Annotated in this window: 14 protein-coding genes and 5 pseudogenes; 3 read left to right on the top strand and 16 right to left on the bottom strand. The window is 60.9% G+C overall.

The features are described 5' to 3' along the window. Positions 1 to 181: 181 nt before the first annotated feature. Positions 182 to 1,464: pseudogene (locus DCG74_RS38545) on the bottom strand (prolyl oligopeptidase family serine peptidase); the annotation flags it as partial. 129 nt (positions 1,465 to 1,593) lie between these two features. Between DCG74_RS38545 and DCG74_RS38540 the strand changes: the two are divergent. Together DCG74_RS38540 and DCG74_RS38535 are read left to right on the top strand one after the other, a co-directional pair. Further along, positions 1,594 to 2,955 carry a ribonucleoside-diphosphate reductase subunit alpha gene (locus DCG74_RS38540; protein ID WP_257187528.1) on the top strand — a complete coding sequence of 454 codons (1,362 nt, stop codon included), beginning with the start codon at positions 1,594 to 1,596 and terminating at the stop codon, positions 2,953 to 2,955. Then, entirely contained in the window at positions 2,946 to 3,935 is a 990-nt protein-coding gene (locus tag DCG74_RS38535) for a ribonucleotide-diphosphate reductase subunit beta (protein ID WP_172789761.1), read from the top strand. The genes DCG74_RS38540 and DCG74_RS38535 overlap by 10 nt, the downstream gene beginning before the upstream one ends. Here the strand turns inward: DCG74_RS38535 and DCG74_RS38530 are convergent. The 3 genes from DCG74_RS38530 to DCG74_RS38520 form a co-directional block, all read right to left on the bottom strand. Beyond that, on the bottom strand, positions 3,901 to 4,059 hold the full coding sequence (locus DCG74_RS38530) for a hypothetical protein (RefSeq protein WP_257187527.1): 159 nt from the start codon (positions 4,057 to 4,059) through the stop codon (positions 3,901 to 3,903). The genes DCG74_RS38535 and DCG74_RS38530 overlap by 35 nt on opposite strands. 327 nt (positions 4,060 to 4,386) lie before the next feature. Then, positions 4,387 to 4,617: a hypothetical protein gene (locus tag DCG74_RS38525; RefSeq protein WP_172789759.1), complete on the bottom strand. Its 231-nt coding sequence runs from the start codon at positions 4,615 to 4,617 to the stop codon at positions 4,387 to 4,389. Positions 4,618 to 4,701: 84 nt separating this feature from the next. Next, positions 4,702 to 4,926, bottom strand: coding sequence for a hypothetical protein (locus DCG74_RS38520; protein WP_172789758.1), 225 nt, complete (start codon positions 4,924 to 4,926; stop codon positions 4,702 to 4,704). A gap of 667 nt (positions 4,927 to 5,593) precedes the next feature. Between DCG74_RS38520 and DCG74_RS39195 the strand changes: the two genes are divergently transcribed. After that, positions 5,594 to 5,971 carry a PilZ domain-containing protein gene (locus DCG74_RS39195; RefSeq protein ID WP_373569507.1) on the top strand — a complete coding sequence of 126 codons (378 nt, stop codon included), beginning with the start codon at positions 5,594 to 5,596 and terminating at the stop codon, positions 5,969 to 5,971. 267 nt (positions 5,972 to 6,238) lie between these two features. Here DCG74_RS39195 and DCG74_RS38515 read toward each other — a convergent pair. The 12 genes and pseudogenes from DCG74_RS38515 to DCG74_RS38460 all read right to left on the bottom strand — a co-directional run bounded on the left by DCG74_RS38515 (position 6,239) and on the right by DCG74_RS38460 (position 15,001). Continuing rightward, a pseudogene (locus DCG74_RS38515) lies at positions 6,239 to 6,711 on the bottom strand (CopG family transcriptional regulator). 6 nt (positions 6,712 to 6,717) lie between these two features. Further along, positions 6,718 to 8,706 (bottom strand): conjugal transfer protein TraG, encoded by a 1,989-nt coding sequence (locus tag DCG74_RS38510; protein ID WP_172789757.1) that lies wholly within the window; start codon positions 8,704 to 8,706, stop codon positions 6,718 to 6,720. A 36-nt stretch (positions 8,707 to 8,742) separates the two neighbouring features. Continuing rightward, positions 8,743 to 8,874 (bottom strand): annotated as a pseudogene (locus tag DCG74_RS38505) (DUF3363 domain-containing protein); the annotation flags it as partial. After that, positions 8,868 to 9,059 (bottom strand): annotated as a pseudogene (locus DCG74_RS38500) (P-type conjugative transfer protein TrbL); the annotation flags it as partial. The pseudogenes DCG74_RS38500 and DCG74_RS38505, both read right to left, overlap by 7 nt. Next, positions 9,056 to 9,424 (bottom strand): putative entry exclusion protein TrbK-alt, encoded by a 369-nt coding sequence (gene trbK-alt / locus DCG74_RS38495; RefSeq protein WP_172789755.1) that lies wholly within the window; start codon positions 9,422 to 9,424, stop codon positions 9,056 to 9,058. The gene trbK-alt and the pseudogene DCG74_RS38500, both read right to left, overlap by 4 nt. Further along, the gene (gene trbJ, locus DCG74_RS38490) at positions 9,424 to 10,155 is read right to left on the bottom strand and encodes a P-type conjugative transfer protein TrbJ (protein ID WP_172789754.1); all 732 of its coding nucleotides are present in this window, start codon (positions 10,153 to 10,155) and stop codon (positions 9,424 to 9,426) included. Before trbJ ends, trbK-alt begins: the two co-directional genes overlap by 1 nt. Beyond that, positions 10,152 to 11,552 (bottom strand): annotated as a pseudogene (locus DCG74_RS38485) (conjugal transfer protein TrbE); the annotation flags it as partial. The pseudogene DCG74_RS38485 and the gene trbJ, both read right to left, overlap by 4 nt. A 29-nt stretch (positions 11,553 to 11,581) precedes the next feature. Continuing rightward, positions 11,582 to 12,211 carry a UPF0149 family protein gene (locus tag DCG74_RS38480; protein ID WP_246709138.1) on the bottom strand — a complete coding sequence of 210 codons (630 nt, stop codon included), beginning with the start codon at positions 12,209 to 12,211 and terminating at the stop codon, positions 11,582 to 11,584. Continuing rightward, the gene (locus DCG74_RS38475; protein WP_172789750.1) at positions 12,208 to 13,767 is read right to left on the bottom strand and encodes an IS66 family transposase; all 1,560 of its coding nucleotides are present in this window, start codon (positions 13,765 to 13,767) and stop codon (positions 12,208 to 12,210) included. Before DCG74_RS38475 ends, DCG74_RS38480 begins: the two co-directional genes overlap by 4 nt. A 50-nt stretch (positions 13,768 to 13,817) precedes the next feature. Then, positions 13,818 to 14,171: an IS66 family insertion sequence element accessory protein TnpB gene (tnpB, locus tag DCG74_RS38470; protein WP_257187526.1), complete on the bottom strand. Its 354-nt coding sequence runs from the start codon at positions 14,169 to 14,171 to the stop codon at positions 13,818 to 13,820. Then, positions 14,168 to 14,641 (bottom strand): transposase, encoded by a 474-nt coding sequence (locus DCG74_RS38465; protein ID WP_026192332.1) that lies wholly within the window; start codon positions 14,639 to 14,641, stop codon positions 14,168 to 14,170. The genes tnpB and DCG74_RS38465 overlap by 4 nt, the downstream gene beginning before the upstream one ends. A 111-nt stretch (positions 14,642 to 14,752) precedes the next feature. Beyond that, entirely contained in the window at positions 14,753 to 15,001 is a 249-nt protein-coding gene (locus tag DCG74_RS38460) for a hypothetical protein (RefSeq protein WP_172789749.1), read from the bottom strand. Between the last annotated feature and the right edge of the window lie 198 nt (positions 15,002 to 15,199).

Here is a 15,199-nt window from a genome sequence, read left to right as displayed (position 1 = left end):
TCATCAACCTGACCATGGAAACGTGACGAGGAGAGACAGGCAGCATCAGTTTGTCACGACGGCCCCTTCCGAACGGCTGTCAAGTCGCTGGAAGAGCAGCTACTTCGCCAAACGATACTAATTCCTATTGGCGACCGCCGCCTACATGCGATGCTGATGGCCCAGGCGCCTCTATCTCCAGTCAGTTTTGCCGGTCTCGGCAGCCTTCAGCTGTTGACTCTTCGCACGATGATAGTGCCTCCTGGCTCTTTGGCTGGCCAATAGATGGGTCATTCCAATTAGGCGGCGTCTGTCTGAGGATATTCAAAACGAAAAAATCGAGGAGCTTGAGCAGACTGTAAGACCCGGGCGTTCCGTGATCCGCACCTGGCACCACAAGCATGTCGAAGTATTTTCCTGCTCGAATAAGCCGGTCAGCTAGTTGAAATGTAGAGGATGGATCGACATTGCGGTCCAATTAGCCCACGATGAGCAGCAACTTACCTTGCAATCTATGAGCGTTGTCGACCGAGGAAGACTGCGAATATTCAATACCGACCGGCCATCCCATCCACTGTTCGTTCCACCAGATCTTGTCCATACGATTATCGTAGCAACCGCTGTTGGCGACGGCCACCTTATAGAAATCGGAATGAAAGAGCAGTGCGCTCACCGCGTTTTGACCGCCGGCCGAGCCACCAAAAATGCCGACATTCGAGACGTCGTACCACGAAAACTCCGCGCTCGCCGCCTTGTGCCAAAGGATTCGGTCGGGAAAGCCAGCATCTCTCAGGTTTTTCCAGGCAACGTCGTGAAACGCACGCGACCGATTGTTCGTGCCCATTCCATCGATTTGAACGACGACAAATCCAAGCTGTGTGAGCGGCTCCACGACAGGCGAGAAAGACTTCGGAACGAAAGAACCGGTCGGGCCGGCGTAAATCTTTTCAATGCCGGATATCGGCGGCTTCGGTCGAAGTTGATCGGGAGATGAATAATCCCCCATATTTCGGTCTCGCCGTCCCGGCCCTTTGTATGGAACGTCAGTGGCGGCTGCCAGCCAGCGGCTACGAGCGCGGAAATATCGGCGCTCTCGACCAGCACGAGCTCCGAATTGTCAATGGTTCGGTACAACATTAGGCGTGGCGGGAGATCGCTGCGTGAGCATAAGTCTAGGTAGTAGCGGCCGTCTGGCGAGAACTGGACGTGATGATTCGCCCTTTCGGGCGTTAGCGACGTCAGTCCCGTGCCATCGAAGTTGATGCGGTAGGCGTGGACGAAATACGGATCTTCCCCTTTATTCATTCCGCTTGCACTGAACCAAATCTGGCGCTCGATAGGATCTACGTAGTGGACGGAACGGACTACCCAAGCTCCACGCGTGATCTGGTTTTTAAGCTCGCCAGTGTATCCATCGAACAGGTACAGATGCTCGTATCCATCGCGTTCTGAGGCCCAGATGATCTCCCGCCCGTCCTCAACGTCGTTGACCTTGCCCCCAGATTTTATCCAGTTCTGAGTTCGCTCAAGCCATTGGATTTGCCCAGTTGGGCGGTGGTAGCGACGGGAGCTGGCGCGGAGCCATCGGCATAGCGCAGCGCCAGATCCCGGCGCATGGACGGCCTCACCCTGGCGATCAGCCAGGGCTCGTTGCGGCGCGGCTCGGCGGCGGTCTATCTTGATATCCACCATCCCGAGATCGAGGAGTTCCTCGAGATCCGCAAGGCGTCTGGCGACTTCAACCGCAAGAGCCTCAACCTGCATCACGGCATCAACGTCACCGACGAGTTCATGCGTGCCGTGGGTGCCGGCACCGCAGTCGCTCTGCGCAGCCCGAACACTAACGAGGTTGTCCGCGAGATCGATGCCCGCCAGCTGTGGCAACGCATCCTTGAGAACCGGCTGCAAACCGGCGAGCCTTATCTCTTGTTCATCGACACCGTGAACCGCGCGCTCCCCAAGCACCAGCGCGAGCTAGGCCTCAAGGTCTCGACCTCCAACCTGTGCAGCGAGATTACCCTGCCGACCGGCATCGATCATCGCGGCGAGGAGCGCACAGCGGTGTGCTGCCTGTCGTCGCTCAACCTCGAGACCTGGGACCAGTGGAATAAGGAGCCCGGCTTCATCGAGGACGTCATGCGCTTCCTAGACAACGTGCTCACCCACTTCATCACGGTGGCGCCGGACGGAATGAAGCGTGCCCGCTACGCCGCCCTGCGCGAGCGCTCCGTTGGCCTCGGCGTCATGGGCTTCCACTCGTTTCTCCAGGCCAAGGGCATTCCAATGGAGGGTGCCTTGGCCAAGTCATTCAATCTGAACATCTTCCGAAAACTTCGTCGCGATGCCGATGCGGCATCCGTGGCGCTCGCTCGCGAGCGTGGCCCGTGCCCGGATGCCCTGGAACGCGGCGTGATGGCGCGCTTCAGCCACAAGATCGCGATCGCGCCGACCGCCTCGATCAGCATCATCTGCGGCGGCACCAGCGCCTGCACCGAGCCGATTCCGGCCAACATCTACATCCACAAGACGCTATCCGGCGCCATCTCGGTGCGCAATCCGCACCTCGCCAAGGTGCTGGCCGCGAAAGGCGCCGACACCTCGGCGACCTGGCAGTCGATCATCGCGCACGAGGGGTCGGTCGCCCATCTCGACGTCCTGTCGGAGCACGAGAAAGCGATCTTTCGCACCGCCTTCGAGATCGACCAGCGCTGGATCGTCGAGCTTGCCGCCGACCGCGCCGCGTTGATTTGCCAGAGCCAGTCGATCAACCTCTATCTGCCGGCCGACGTCGATAAGTGGGACCTCCACATGCTGCACTGGACAGCGTGGAAGCGTGGGGTGAAGAGCCTCTACTACTGTCGATCAAAGTCGATCTCGCGCGCGGCGTTCGCCGGCAAGATTGCCGAGGATGCAACGCCGACGCAGCAGCGGGGGCGGCAGCGCACGGACTATGAGGAGTGCCTCGCATGTCAGTGATCGATCTGTCGCGCTTCGATCCGCGCACGTTAATCGGCAAGGGGCGCGTCGGGCTCCTTGACTCCACCGGCAGCTATGACGTCGATCGCTATGCCTGGGCTTACGAGTTCTGGAAGCGCCAGCAGCAGACCCACTGGATGGGTGAGGAGGTGCCGCTCGGCGCCGACCTCAGGGACTGGGCGTCGGATCGCGTCACGGTCAGCGAGCGTGCGCTGCTTACCCAGATTTTCCGCTTTTTCACTCAATCGGACATCGAAGTCGGCGACAACTATTTCAAGCGGTACATTCCGATCTTCCAGCCACTCACCGTCCAGATGATGATGGCCGCTTTCACTAACATGGAGACGGTTCATATCGACGCCTATGCCCTGCTGCTCAAGACGCTCGGTATGCCCAAGACCGAGTTCGAGGCATTCCGCGGCTATGCGCAGATGCGCGCCAAGGCGGACTACATGCATGAGTTCGGCGTCGACAGCGTGGCGGATGTCGCCCGCACCCTGGCGATGTTCGGCGCCTTCACCGAAGGCATGGCCTTGTTCGCCAGCTTCGCCATGCTGCTGAACTTCCCACGCCACAACAAGATGAACGGCATGGGACAGATCGTAAGCTGGTCAGTGCGCGACGAGAGTCTCCACTGCGAGGGCATCATCAAGCTATTTCACGAATGGCACCGCGAAACCGGCGCGGTGACGCGCTCCGTCCGCGACGACATTGTCGACGTCGCCAAGACCATGGTGAAGCTGGAGGAGAACTTCGTCGAGCTCGCCTTCGGTCTTGGCAAGATCGAGGGCATGCTGCCTGAGCATATCCACGCCTACGTCCGCTACGTCGCCGACTGGCGACTGGCCCAACTCCGGATTGCCCCGGTCTTCGGCTTCTTCGAGGCGAAGGAGGGCGGGTTCACCCAGCTCAAGGCGCATCCGCTGCCGTGGCTCGTCGAGATTCTCAATGGCGTCGAGCACGCCAATTTCTTCGAGTGAAGTCGCCAGACGCCTTGCGGATCTCGAGGAACTCCTCGATCTCGGGATGGTGGATATCAAGATAGACCGCCGCCGAGCCGCGCCGCAACGAGCCCTGGCTGATCGCCAGGGTGAGGCCGTCCATAACGTGGATGTTGGAGCTTCAGTACGACGGCTCTTTTCCTCGCGTCGAAGTCGACGCGGTGTGGTACCCAAGATGGGAATGCCGTCATGCGCGTTTGCGCAAACAAGGGGTGGCAGCGTCAGTCACGACCCGTCGGTTGAGCTCTTGAGACTGGACGAGGCCACAGCAGCTAACATCACGAACGTTGGCTCTGCCGCTCCTCGCCCCGGCTACCGCAGAAACGATCGCGTCATGGCTCAGATCGTCTGCCGACTATAAGCGACAATCGCACTGCGGCAACGGTCGCGCAGAATTACGCTGTTTGTTTGTAGGGCCTGCGGGCATCCATTAGGACCAGGGCGAAAGCAGCTTTGCGATTACCGCCGCGGTCAGCAGCGTAGCGTGACCGTCGGGCGCAATGGCGTAAATGATCGCGCGCCGGGTAAAGGCGGCGGGATCGCTCTCGATCTCGCGGGCGGCTTGCATCGCGGCGATGACGGTCGATCGCTTCTCGATGCGGTACTTGCCGCGCCCGAGGAAGATGGATGCGGTGAAATGATCCGCCTTGCGGATCGCCATGCTGCGCGCTTCATTAGGGCAACGAGCCGACCTGTGTGGCGCAAGTTGAACCGAAATCCCGCAGTGATAGTGGGGCGCGCACCACTACGTCTTGGCTGACGCGCGAAATTTTTCAGCATTCTCAGCGGCCACAGCTAAGGATCTAGATAACTCACGTGCCTGCCCCGGCGTCACTTGGAGGTGAACGCCGACGACGCCCGCAATGGCAATGGAGATTTCATCATCCATCTGCTCAACTAAGATGGCAGCCGACTTGTCGATCTCGATCTCGGCAATACGTCCAATGACAACATCCTGTTCATTCGCCATCACGAGACGCCCATTTATGATCGGTTCGGCTGGAGCTGGAGCGGCGGGACCCTATCCGTAGAATCGAATCAAAAAGCGGATAGCAAAGAACGCGCCCGCGGCTACCACTGCCGTGGTGGCTATCGCGAAAACTATTCTAGCGGCTTGGATGGCGGTCTCTTGCCGTTGATTTGAGGCTAGCGATCTTGGTGGGCAGTTTCACATGCTTCCTCCCTTACGAGCGACGGTCCCTATGAGGCATTATCCCCGAAGGCGAACTGCGGCGCACCTACCAGGATGGTGGGGTCTTATGAAGATTTACCGGCCTTGCTGTGGCAATACCATTCGGCTCAATCCTGCTTTTTGACAAACTGAAGGACCACACCGGCAGGACTTTTGTCCTTACACGATCGTCTTTAGACAACGCCTCCACCCCAGCCACGACAATGCTTTCTGCGGCGAGCGGCCACAGGCCTGCCATAGTCGTTGCACCATTGTCGTCTCTCCACAGGTGAGGCCAGCAGTGCCATCCAATGCCCGGAAAACTACGGGTCCAACCGCGAAATCACGATTGCCACAAACGGTAGTCGTCCGGAATTCCCTCAACCTGAGGATCGCTCTACAGAAGTTATCGCGATGGTTGTTGAGTTTCGGATCATGTGGGAAGCGCCAACCAGAATAACGGAGAATGAGGGACATGAGCCTGGAGCGCCAGTACCGAGAGCTAAAGGATTTGCAAGAAAAGGTCCGTCAACGGGAAGGGAAGAATTGGTCCCGGCGGTCCCTCGAAAGGCAGTCGGAGTGGCGAGAGGTTCTTCTCTCAATTCCAGGACACATCACCTCCGAGCCATGCCTGGTGCGTGATCTATCCAGTAGAGGGGCTGGCATTCAGCTTAACGGACTCACGCTTCTGCCTATGGAGTTTTCGATTTCTTTCGATAGGTTTCGCACCTCCTATCCTTGTCGCCTCATCTGGCGACAGGGAGACTTCATCGGGGTGGCGTTCCAAAACATTGACCGTTATTCAGCCCTCGTGGAACCAAATACGAAGCCTGCTTTGCGGTAGAGCTGCATAGGAAATCGAACCCTGATTTGTGAGCTTTGGTTTGAGCTTGGAAATGGAAGAAAAGACCAGAAGTAGAGCCAAGAATCGGAGCTTTCAATCGTACTCAAGTTAGCCGGGATTAGTCAGCCTTTATCGCTTTTTGGGCAACCCGTGGGCAACCACGTACGTATTACTAGCAAGAACGGTACGGCAAAAGTGATGGAGCATAACGCAAAAGCCGCCATGTGGCGGCTTTTGCATTGGAGGGTGTGACCTTGCCCCCAGATTTTATCCAGTTCTGAGTTCGCTCAAGCCATTGGATTTGCCCAGTTGGGCGGTGGTAGCGACGGGAGCTGGCGCGGAGCCATCGGCATAGCGCAGCGCCAGATCCCGGCGCAAGCTTTGCCCCTTTTGCAAGCGGCGCCCGAGTGCCTCAACAAATCCTTCAAACCGCTCCCGACCCTTTGCCTGCGCGGCCGCCTGCGCGTCGTTGGGTAGGGGCGGCGTAATCGTCAGCCAAAACCGTATGAAGAGTGCCAAGCTTTCGGCCGTCAAACCCACGTCACGCTCCAGCCTCTGCATCTGACGCGACAGCCGATCGAGGCGCCGGGCGAACGCTGCCTCCCGCCTGTCCGCGCCGTCCGGTGACAAAAACGAAGCGACAGCCGCTTCCACGATCGCAGACCGGGAAAGCTTCTTGCGATCGGCGAGCTCTGTTTCAGAAGCTCTGGTGGGAAGTAGACGTTCATCCGGTCGCGCATATTGCCTCAGAGCTCTATCCCGTCATTCGGGTCCATGGCGACTTGACGGGTGACACCGCGCATCTGTTGGCGTATGAGCCGGGACTGGCGGACAGCATCCTCGTCATCGTCAAGAACGGCGGCAAATTCCTCTGCCGGTGTCGATTCGATTGTTTCCCTGACGATAGCGACGTGATCGGGGAGTTCGGGTTCACGACGGAGCCCGCTGTTCGCCGTGTCTTCCTCGGCCTCCGCGGCTTTGTCGGTTGGACCTCCCGTCGGCTCCAGCGCTCCGAGCGCTGACCATCCGTCCGTTCGCGAGGATCGACCGGCCCTCGCCGAATCCGGCGGCGGCAAAACCCGCTCAGTGAATCGCCGATCCTCGTAGTAGCGGACCTTCTTCGCCCGTATCGGCGCCGTCCCTGCCACCATGACGATCTCGTCCATCGGCGGAAGCTGCATGACCTCACCCGGCGTCAGCAGCGGCCTCGCAGTCTCCTGCCGTGAGACCATCAGGTGCCCAAGCCATGGGTTCAACCTGTGCCCGGCGTAGTTCTTCATCGCGCGCATCTCGGTCGCCGTGCCCAGCGCGTCGGACACCCGCTTGGCGGTCCGCTCGTCGTTGGTCGCGAAGCTGACGCGGACGTGACAATTGTCGAGAATGGCGTTGTTAGGCCCGTAGGCCTTTTCGATCTGATTGAGCGACTGAGCGATCAGGAAACTCTTGATGCCGTACCCGGCCATGAAGGCGAGCGCGGACTCGAAGAAATCAAGCCGCCCGAGCGCCGGGAATTCGTCGAGCATCATCAGGACTCGATGAAGGCGGTCGCGGGCGTGCAGATCTTCGGTCAGGCGCCGGCCGATCTGATTCAGCACCAGGCGGATCAGCGGCTTGGTCCGGGAGATATCCGAAGGTGGCACCACAAGGTACAGCGTTGCAGGGCGGCTATCTGCGATCAGATCGGCTATCCGCCAGTCGCAACGGCGGGTCACCTGGGCCACCACGGGATCGCGATAAAGTCCGAGGAACGACATCGCGGTGGACAGGACGCCGGAGCGTTCATTCTCGGACTTGTTGAGGAGTTCGCGCGCGGTCGAGGCGACAACGGGATGGGCGCCCTGCTCGCCAAGATGCGCGGTTGTCATCATCGCCTTCAGCGTCGCCTCGATCGGCCGCTTCGGGTCGGACAGAAAGGCCGCCACGCCGGCCAAAGTCTTGTCCGCCTCGGCATAGAGGACATGAAGGATGGCGCCGACCAGGAGGGAATGACTGGTCTTCTCCCAATGGTTTCGCTTGTCGAGCGAGCCTTCGGGGTCGACCAGGACGTCGGCAACGTTCTGCACATCGCGAACCTCCCATTCCCCGCGCCGAACCTCGAGCAGCGGATTGTAGGCCGACGACTTTGGGTTGGTCGGGTCGAACAACAGGACGCGGCCATGCCGCGAGCGAAAGCCGGCCGTCAGTTGCCAGTTCTCTCCCTTGATGTCGTGCACGATGGCCGAGCCGGGCCAAGCCAACAATGAGGGAACGACGAGTCCGACACCCTTGCCGGAACGCGTGGGAGCAAAACACAACACGTGCTCCGGCCCATCATGGCGGAGGTAGTCGCGATCGAGCTTGCCCAGCACCACACCATCCGGACCGAGAAGTCCGGCCGCTCGAACCTCCTCCAGACCAGCCCAGCGCGCCGAACCATAGGTCTCGACATTCTTGGCTTCGCGCGCCCGCCAGACCGACATGCCGATCGCCACCGCGATCGAAACGAAGGTCCCTGACGCTGCGATGAAGGCGCCCTCTACAAAAACCTGCGGCGCATAGGCATCGTAGACGAACCACCAAAAGAAGAAGACTGGCGGGTAATAGATCTTGAAGCCCACCAGCTCGAACCACGGTCGCCCAAGCTCCGGTTGATAGGCGAGCCGCCACGCCGTCCACTCGGTTGCTCCCCAGATGGCCAGCAAGACGATCAGGCAAACAACGATCACTTGCCCCCAGAGTATTTTGGTTCCGGACATTCCGAGCGTCCTTCCGCAACTGAATTGGCGAGATTGCTAGAGGCCGAGGTCGCGCCTGCGGCCAAAGCCCCATTCGATGCCGCCGCCATCCTTCACGACGCCGGTCACAAGCTGGCCGAGTCTCTTTTCGAGGTCGCGCGACCAGGGCACGAGCTGGAAGCCGAGTTCTTGACGAGGCGCGCGATGATGTCCTCGTCCGTTCCCCAACTCCAGAACAACGCTGCGAGCGTAATGTCGATCGCAGCAAGGGTCGTTGCGAGGTATCCGACCTCGCTCCCCAGCAATCCGAATCCGTTGTCGATATAACGCGTGAACGTTTCAAGGAACTGGTCGATGATCCCCGTACCGGTCATGGCTTGCTCGCCTCAGGGGTTGCCAAGTTCGGATATCCCTGAGGGATCCGGCTTTGATCCTTTGGAGCGAGCGCCACGCCGGCGGCGGATTCGTCGCGGCCTGGAGCTGCGGCACCGTCTATCTTGCCAAAGAAGCGACGGCGGTTTTCGGCCCAAACCTGCTTGCAACGCTCATAACCCTCTGTTTGCTCCGCAGTGACGCTGCGGCAGCGCGCGAGGTCTGAGCTCGTTGCGTCTGTCGTCTGCTCCGCTTTCGGCGGCGGAGGACCGTCTCCGCCACGAAGCTGAATCGTGCAGGCCGTGACGACCAACACGCCAATTGTCGTAAGCAGCGATAACGCCTTGAATGCCCGGATGTCGGTCATCAGTGGAACATCTGCACGTTGGATGATTGATAGCCCTGCCCTGGGTTGAGAAACCGCCGGAGCTGTTCGCGGCCCTGGTCCTGGGCCGCCGCGCGTTGCGCGGCGTCAAGGCCTTGCGCCCTGCCCTGCGCCGTCACTACCGCGGTGAGGTCGGCGAGCTGCTGCGCATTCAGTGCGAGAATCTGATTGCCGGCCTGTGTTGCCTGCAAGGCGCCGCTAGCGCCCTGGCTAGATATGACGAGCGCGGAGGTCTGGGCACGGTTGGTGTCGAGGTTGCCAACGATGCCGGCCTGGACACGAAGCGCGTCTTGCGTTGCGGCATACGAATTCTGCCAACGCGATTGAGCGTTTGAGATCAGTAACTGGTTCGATTGGCTGCTGGTCGCTGGCGCGTAGCTGGTCGAGAACGCGCGATCGATCTGATCGACGTCGTAGGCGATCCGCTGGGCCTGGGCCAGCAATTGCTGAGTCCGCTGGATGGAAGATTGCAGTTGCTGTAGCGACGAGTAAGGCAGGTTTGCCAGGTTCTTCGCCTGGTTGATCAACATCTGCGCCTCGTTCTGTAACGACGTGATCTGATTGTTGATCTGCTGCAGCTCACGGGCGGCAGTCAGGACGCTCTGGACGTAGTTGTTGGGATCGAAGACAATCCACTGCGCCCGCGCGGGCACCGTGAGGTCGAGCGTCAGCGCGACCACGCCAGCGGCCGCCAATAGGCCAAGACGCCTCATAGCGATTTCTCCAGATTGACGAGATTGGGGATCAGGTCGAGGGCCCAGGCGACGCCACGGTGCTGTAGCCAGGCCGGCAGGAAGCCGTCAGGTCCATGTTCGGCGAGGAGTTGCGAGATGGCTGCCTGGTCTGTCTTGGAAGAGGCTGCGGTAAAGGCCAGAGCGACCTCGCCAAGGCCAAGTTCGAACATCCGGTTGCCGCGGCGAGATTGGCAGTAGTAGTCGCGCTTGGGCGTAGCGCGGCTCAGAAGCTCGATCTGGCGGTCATTGAGGCCAAAGCGGCGATAGATCGCTGTGATTTGCGGCTCGATCGCCCGCTCGTTCGGCAGCAACAGCCGGGTTGGGCAGCTTTCGATGATCGCCGGCGCGATCACGGACCCGTCAATATCCGAAAGCGATTGGGTGGCAAAGATGACGGACGCATTCTTCTTGCGAAGCGTCTTCAGCCATTCCCGGAGCTGGCCGGCAAAATCTTCGTCATCGAGGGCAAGCCAGCCTTCATCGACAATCAAGAGTGTCGGCCGGCCGTCGAGGCGGTCCCCGATGCGATGGAAGAGATACGCCAGCACGGCCGGCGCAGCACTCGTTCCGATCAAGCCCTCGGTCTCAAATGCCTGGACCGACGCCTCGCCGAGGCGCTCGAATTCGGCATCGAGCAAGCGTCCAGAGGGACCACCCAGGCAATAGGGTTGCAGGGCTCTCTTCAGGGAATTGGATTGCAGCAAGACCGAGAGGCCTGTGAGGGTGCGCTCCTCCCTCGGCGCCGAAGCAAGAGAGGTGAGCGCCGACCACAGATGATCCTTGACCTCCGGCGTGATTTCGACCTTTTCCCGGGCCAGGATCGCGCCAATCCATTCCGTGGCCCATCCGCGCTCTGAGGGATCATCGATCCAGGCCAATGGTTGCAGAGCGACAGGGTTCTCGTCCCCGTCAGACAGTCCACCGCCGAGATCATGCCAGTCGCCGCCCATAGCAAGCGCGGCCGCCCGGATCGAACCGCCGAAATCGAACGCAAAGACCTGCGAGTTCGGGTAGCGCCTGAATTGTAACGCCATCAGCGCAAGCAGGACCGACTTGCCGGCACCTGTCGGCCCCACCACGAGCGTGTGGCCGACGTCGCCGACGTGGAGGGAGAATCGGAACGGCGTTGATCCCTCGGTCTTCCCAAACAGGAGCGGCGGACCCTTGAAGTGCAAATCCCTCGCCTCGCCGGCCCACACGGCCGACATCGGAATCATGTGGGCGAGGTTGAGGGTCGACACCGGTGGCTGCCGCACATTAGCGTACACATGGCCCGGCAAACCACCGAGCCAGGCTTCGACGGCATTCACCGTCTCGATCATGCAGGTGAAATCGCGGCCTTGAATGACCTTCTCGACCAGGCGGAGCTTTTCGTAACCGGCATGAGCTCCCACGTCTGCAGTGATCAGCGCGCGCGAGCGTAGCGGGTCGGCATCCAGTACTGGCGCATGGCCTCGACGACGTCCGGAATGTCGGTATGGGCGTTGCGCAGGAATTCCTCGGTCTCGCGGCCTTTCCTTGGTGGTCCAAGCAGTGGACGCCCCTGATCGTCGACGCAATGCAGCAGGATGGGCAGGAGCAAGCCGTGGTTTATGTTGCGGATGTCGAGCAGCGGGGTCCATGCCGTTAGTCTCAGTCGCATGGCGGCATGGAATCCCTGGCACCATGGCCGCGCATCAACGTCGCCATTCGGCTTGCGGGCATGGGTGGGCGCGAACCGATGTGGCGCGGTGGAAAGAACGTTACTAATGTCGTTGTGGCGCAGCGCGACGGCCGAAATCGCAGCGAACTCAGGCGTGCCGCCATGGTTGAACGCATCGGCGTCGATGGCGAGTAACGGACAGATCCAGTCGGGCGGACTTATCGACACCGGCCCGGCCACGATCGCGGCGACATAGCCGTCGAGCATAGGAAGACTCGTGGCGATGGGATGCTGCGCGGCGCGAGCCTGCAGCCAAGGCTCAAGTTCGTCGAGCGGCATCGCGGCTGCCGCCATCGATGATGAAGATGATGATGAATGGCGGCGCCGGCTCATGCAGCCTCCCGTGCGCTGAGCTCGCGCGCCGCCTTCCAGTTCCAGGCGAGAAGTTCGTGCAACTGGTGGCTCTTGGTCTGGCCGGAGATGATGCGCTCCAGCACATCGGCCAGATAGACCTGCGGATCGAGTTCATGGAGCTTTGCCGTATTGACCAGCGATGCGAGGATTGCCCAGCTCTCAGCACCGCTCTCGCTGCCGCTGAATAATGAGTTCCGCCTTCCCATCGCAATCGGGCGCATTGAACGCTCGACAGTGTTGCTGTCGACCTCAACGCGGCCGTCGCGGAGAAACAGCGTCAGCCCATCCCAGTGATTGAGCGTATAGTTGATAGCCTCCGCCAGCTTCGACTGGGAGAACAGCTGGTCGAGCATCGAGCTCAGTCGCGCCTTCAGCACCTCCATCAGCGGTGCGGCCCTGGTGCGGCGGGCGGCAAGCCGCTGTTCGGCGCTCGAGCCGCGGATCTCGGCCTCGATGGCGTAGACCGCTTGCAGGCGCTCGATCACTTCGTGAGCGAACGGCGACTGCATCGTCTTGTACACTTCGACGAATTTGCGTCGGGCATGGGCGAGACAAAAAGCGAGCTGGATCGCGCCGCCATGACCGCGGGCAAGCGCTTTGTAGGCGGCATAGCCATCCACCTGCAGAATGCCGGAGAAGCCGGTCAATTGCCCGGCGATCTCCTCGGTGCCGCGGCCATCGGCAAACACATAGGCGACCGCCGGCGGCGATGGGCCGCCCCATGGGCGATCATCCATCGCATGCGCCCAGAACTGGCAGATACGAGTGCGATGTCGTCCGGGATCGAGCACCGGCATCGGCGTCTCGTCGCAGAACAGCCGCGGCGAAGCCTGGATCGTCCGCAGCTGAAGCTCATAAAAGCTCTTGAGCCACCATGCCGCACGCTTCACCCAGCCGGCGAGCGTTGCGCGGTCGAGATGAATGCCCTGGCCAGCCAGGATCTGCACTTGGCGGTACAGCGGCAGATACCAGGCGAACTTCGAGACCACCACGTGAGCCACGAGTGCCGTCGATGCCATTCCGCCTTCAACCAAACGCGGCAGCACCTTCGCCTGGACCACGCCGTCGGTGCAACCGCGGCAGGCGTATTTGGGACGAACCGTGCGTAGTACCCGCAGGATCGCCGGGATCACGTCCAGCACCTCGCTCACATCCTCGCCGATCCTGTGCAGAGCGCCCTGACAGCACGGGCACGCTGTCGTGTCCGGCTCGAGCACCTGCTCGCAGCGCGGCAAATGCTTGGGCAACGCACCGATGTTGCGCCTCGCCTTCTTGCGCGGCTTCCCAGCCGGCTTCGTCGCAGGTAGATCGTCGTTGGCTGACGCAGGTGGTGTGACGCCGGTCGCGAGATCGTCCAGTTCGAGCGCGAGCTGCTCGGCCACGATCGCCACCAGCCGCTCCGAGCGCTTGCCGAAGATCATCTCCTTCAGCGTCTGCATCGCCACACGCAGCTTCTCGTTCTCGGCGTCAAGCGCGAGCACCATCTCGGTCAGAGCCGCTGCGTCGGTCGGAAGAGCTTCGGGGCGAATCGCCATGATCGAACGATATATCCGCGCATCACAGGCTCCAGCAAAATCTTCGCCTCTCAGCCGACAACGGCCGGCTGCTTCACAGGCTTGGGTGAGACACGCGTCCACTCCAGCCCGTCGAGCAGCATCGCGAGCTGCGTCGCACTGAGATGCACCGCGCCATCGCGGATCGGCGGCCAGGTGAAGCGCCCCTGGTGCAGCCACTTCGTCACCAGCACCATGCCGCTGCCGTCCCACGCCAGAAGCTTCACTCGGTCCATGCGCTTGCTGCGGAACACAAAGACGTCGCCGCAATACGGGTTCGCACGCAGCGCTTCGCTAACCAGCGCCGACAGCGTGTGCACCGACTTGCGAAAGTCGACCGGCTGTGCCGCCAGCACCACCTTGAGGTCAGACCGTAATGCAATCAACGGATGCCCCGAAGCGCCGATAGCACTGTCGAAAGCGTCGCCAGCTCCACTCCGGGCTCGACCCGGATGCGTGCCCCGCCCACCTCGATCTCAATCATCCCGCCAAGCTTGCCTGGGGGCGATGCCATCTGCGGCAGCACCTTATGCGCGGACGCGAACCGGTCCGGTTCGTCTGCCGTCGCCGGACCGCTCTCGGAAGCAATCCGGACCGGCACGAAGCCTGGCGCCTGAAAGCTCGCTGCCGTCGCGAACTTGCGCCGCCACACCGTCAGCAGCCCACGGACAACGCCATGGCGCCGAGCGACCTCGGAAATATTGGCCCCTTCCTCGAAGCTCTCCGCCACGATCTGGGCCTTCTCTTCCGCCGTCCAGTGCCGTCGCCGACGCTGCCCCGTGATCACCTCGATCCGACGATAGGAGCCGCCTTCCTGCCTGGCATCAAGCATGGCTTCATGCATGGCATCTGCCATAGCCCACCTCCAAAAAAACAGGTCATACCAGGCTGTATCGCAGCTCATTCGCGCGATGCCCAGGTGGGGGCTTTACTTCGACACTCTCGTTCCATTAGCCCGAACACACGGTCAGCCGAAATTAGACTTCGCAACACCGGGAATGGGTGGAGTTGATTTGATCGCGTTGATCAGTTGTCGCGCGGGCTTGTCCGGGCCAATCGACAGCTTGTCGGCAACGGCATGGGCCAGTCCAATGAAGTCTTTCAGCCCAGCTTTGGCCCGCGAGACACCCGCGCCACAAAAGAGAACAACTCGCCCCTCGTCGCGAGCGACGAGCAATTCATCGGCGAAGTTTGGGCCATCTTTCGTAAAGCGCAAGTGCGTTGTTCCTTCGACTACGCTAGAACGCGCTTCCGAAGAAGCTCGTAGCGGAACTCCAGAGAGCAGCTTGAAGTCCGGCCAATCTATATTATCGAGCAATCGCTCAACGCTCCGCTTCGCGAGCGGCAATAAATGGCTGGCGGGGACAGCGCCTGACACCGCGCAGCCGAACGGCGCCGAGTTGCGCCCGCACTA

The organism is Bradyrhizobium sp. WBAH42, assembly GCF_024585265.1.
Lineage (GTDB): Bacteria > Pseudomonadota > Alphaproteobacteria > Rhizobiales > Xanthobacteraceae > Bradyrhizobium.
This window is presented reverse-complemented; position numbering and strand designations above follow the sequence as displayed.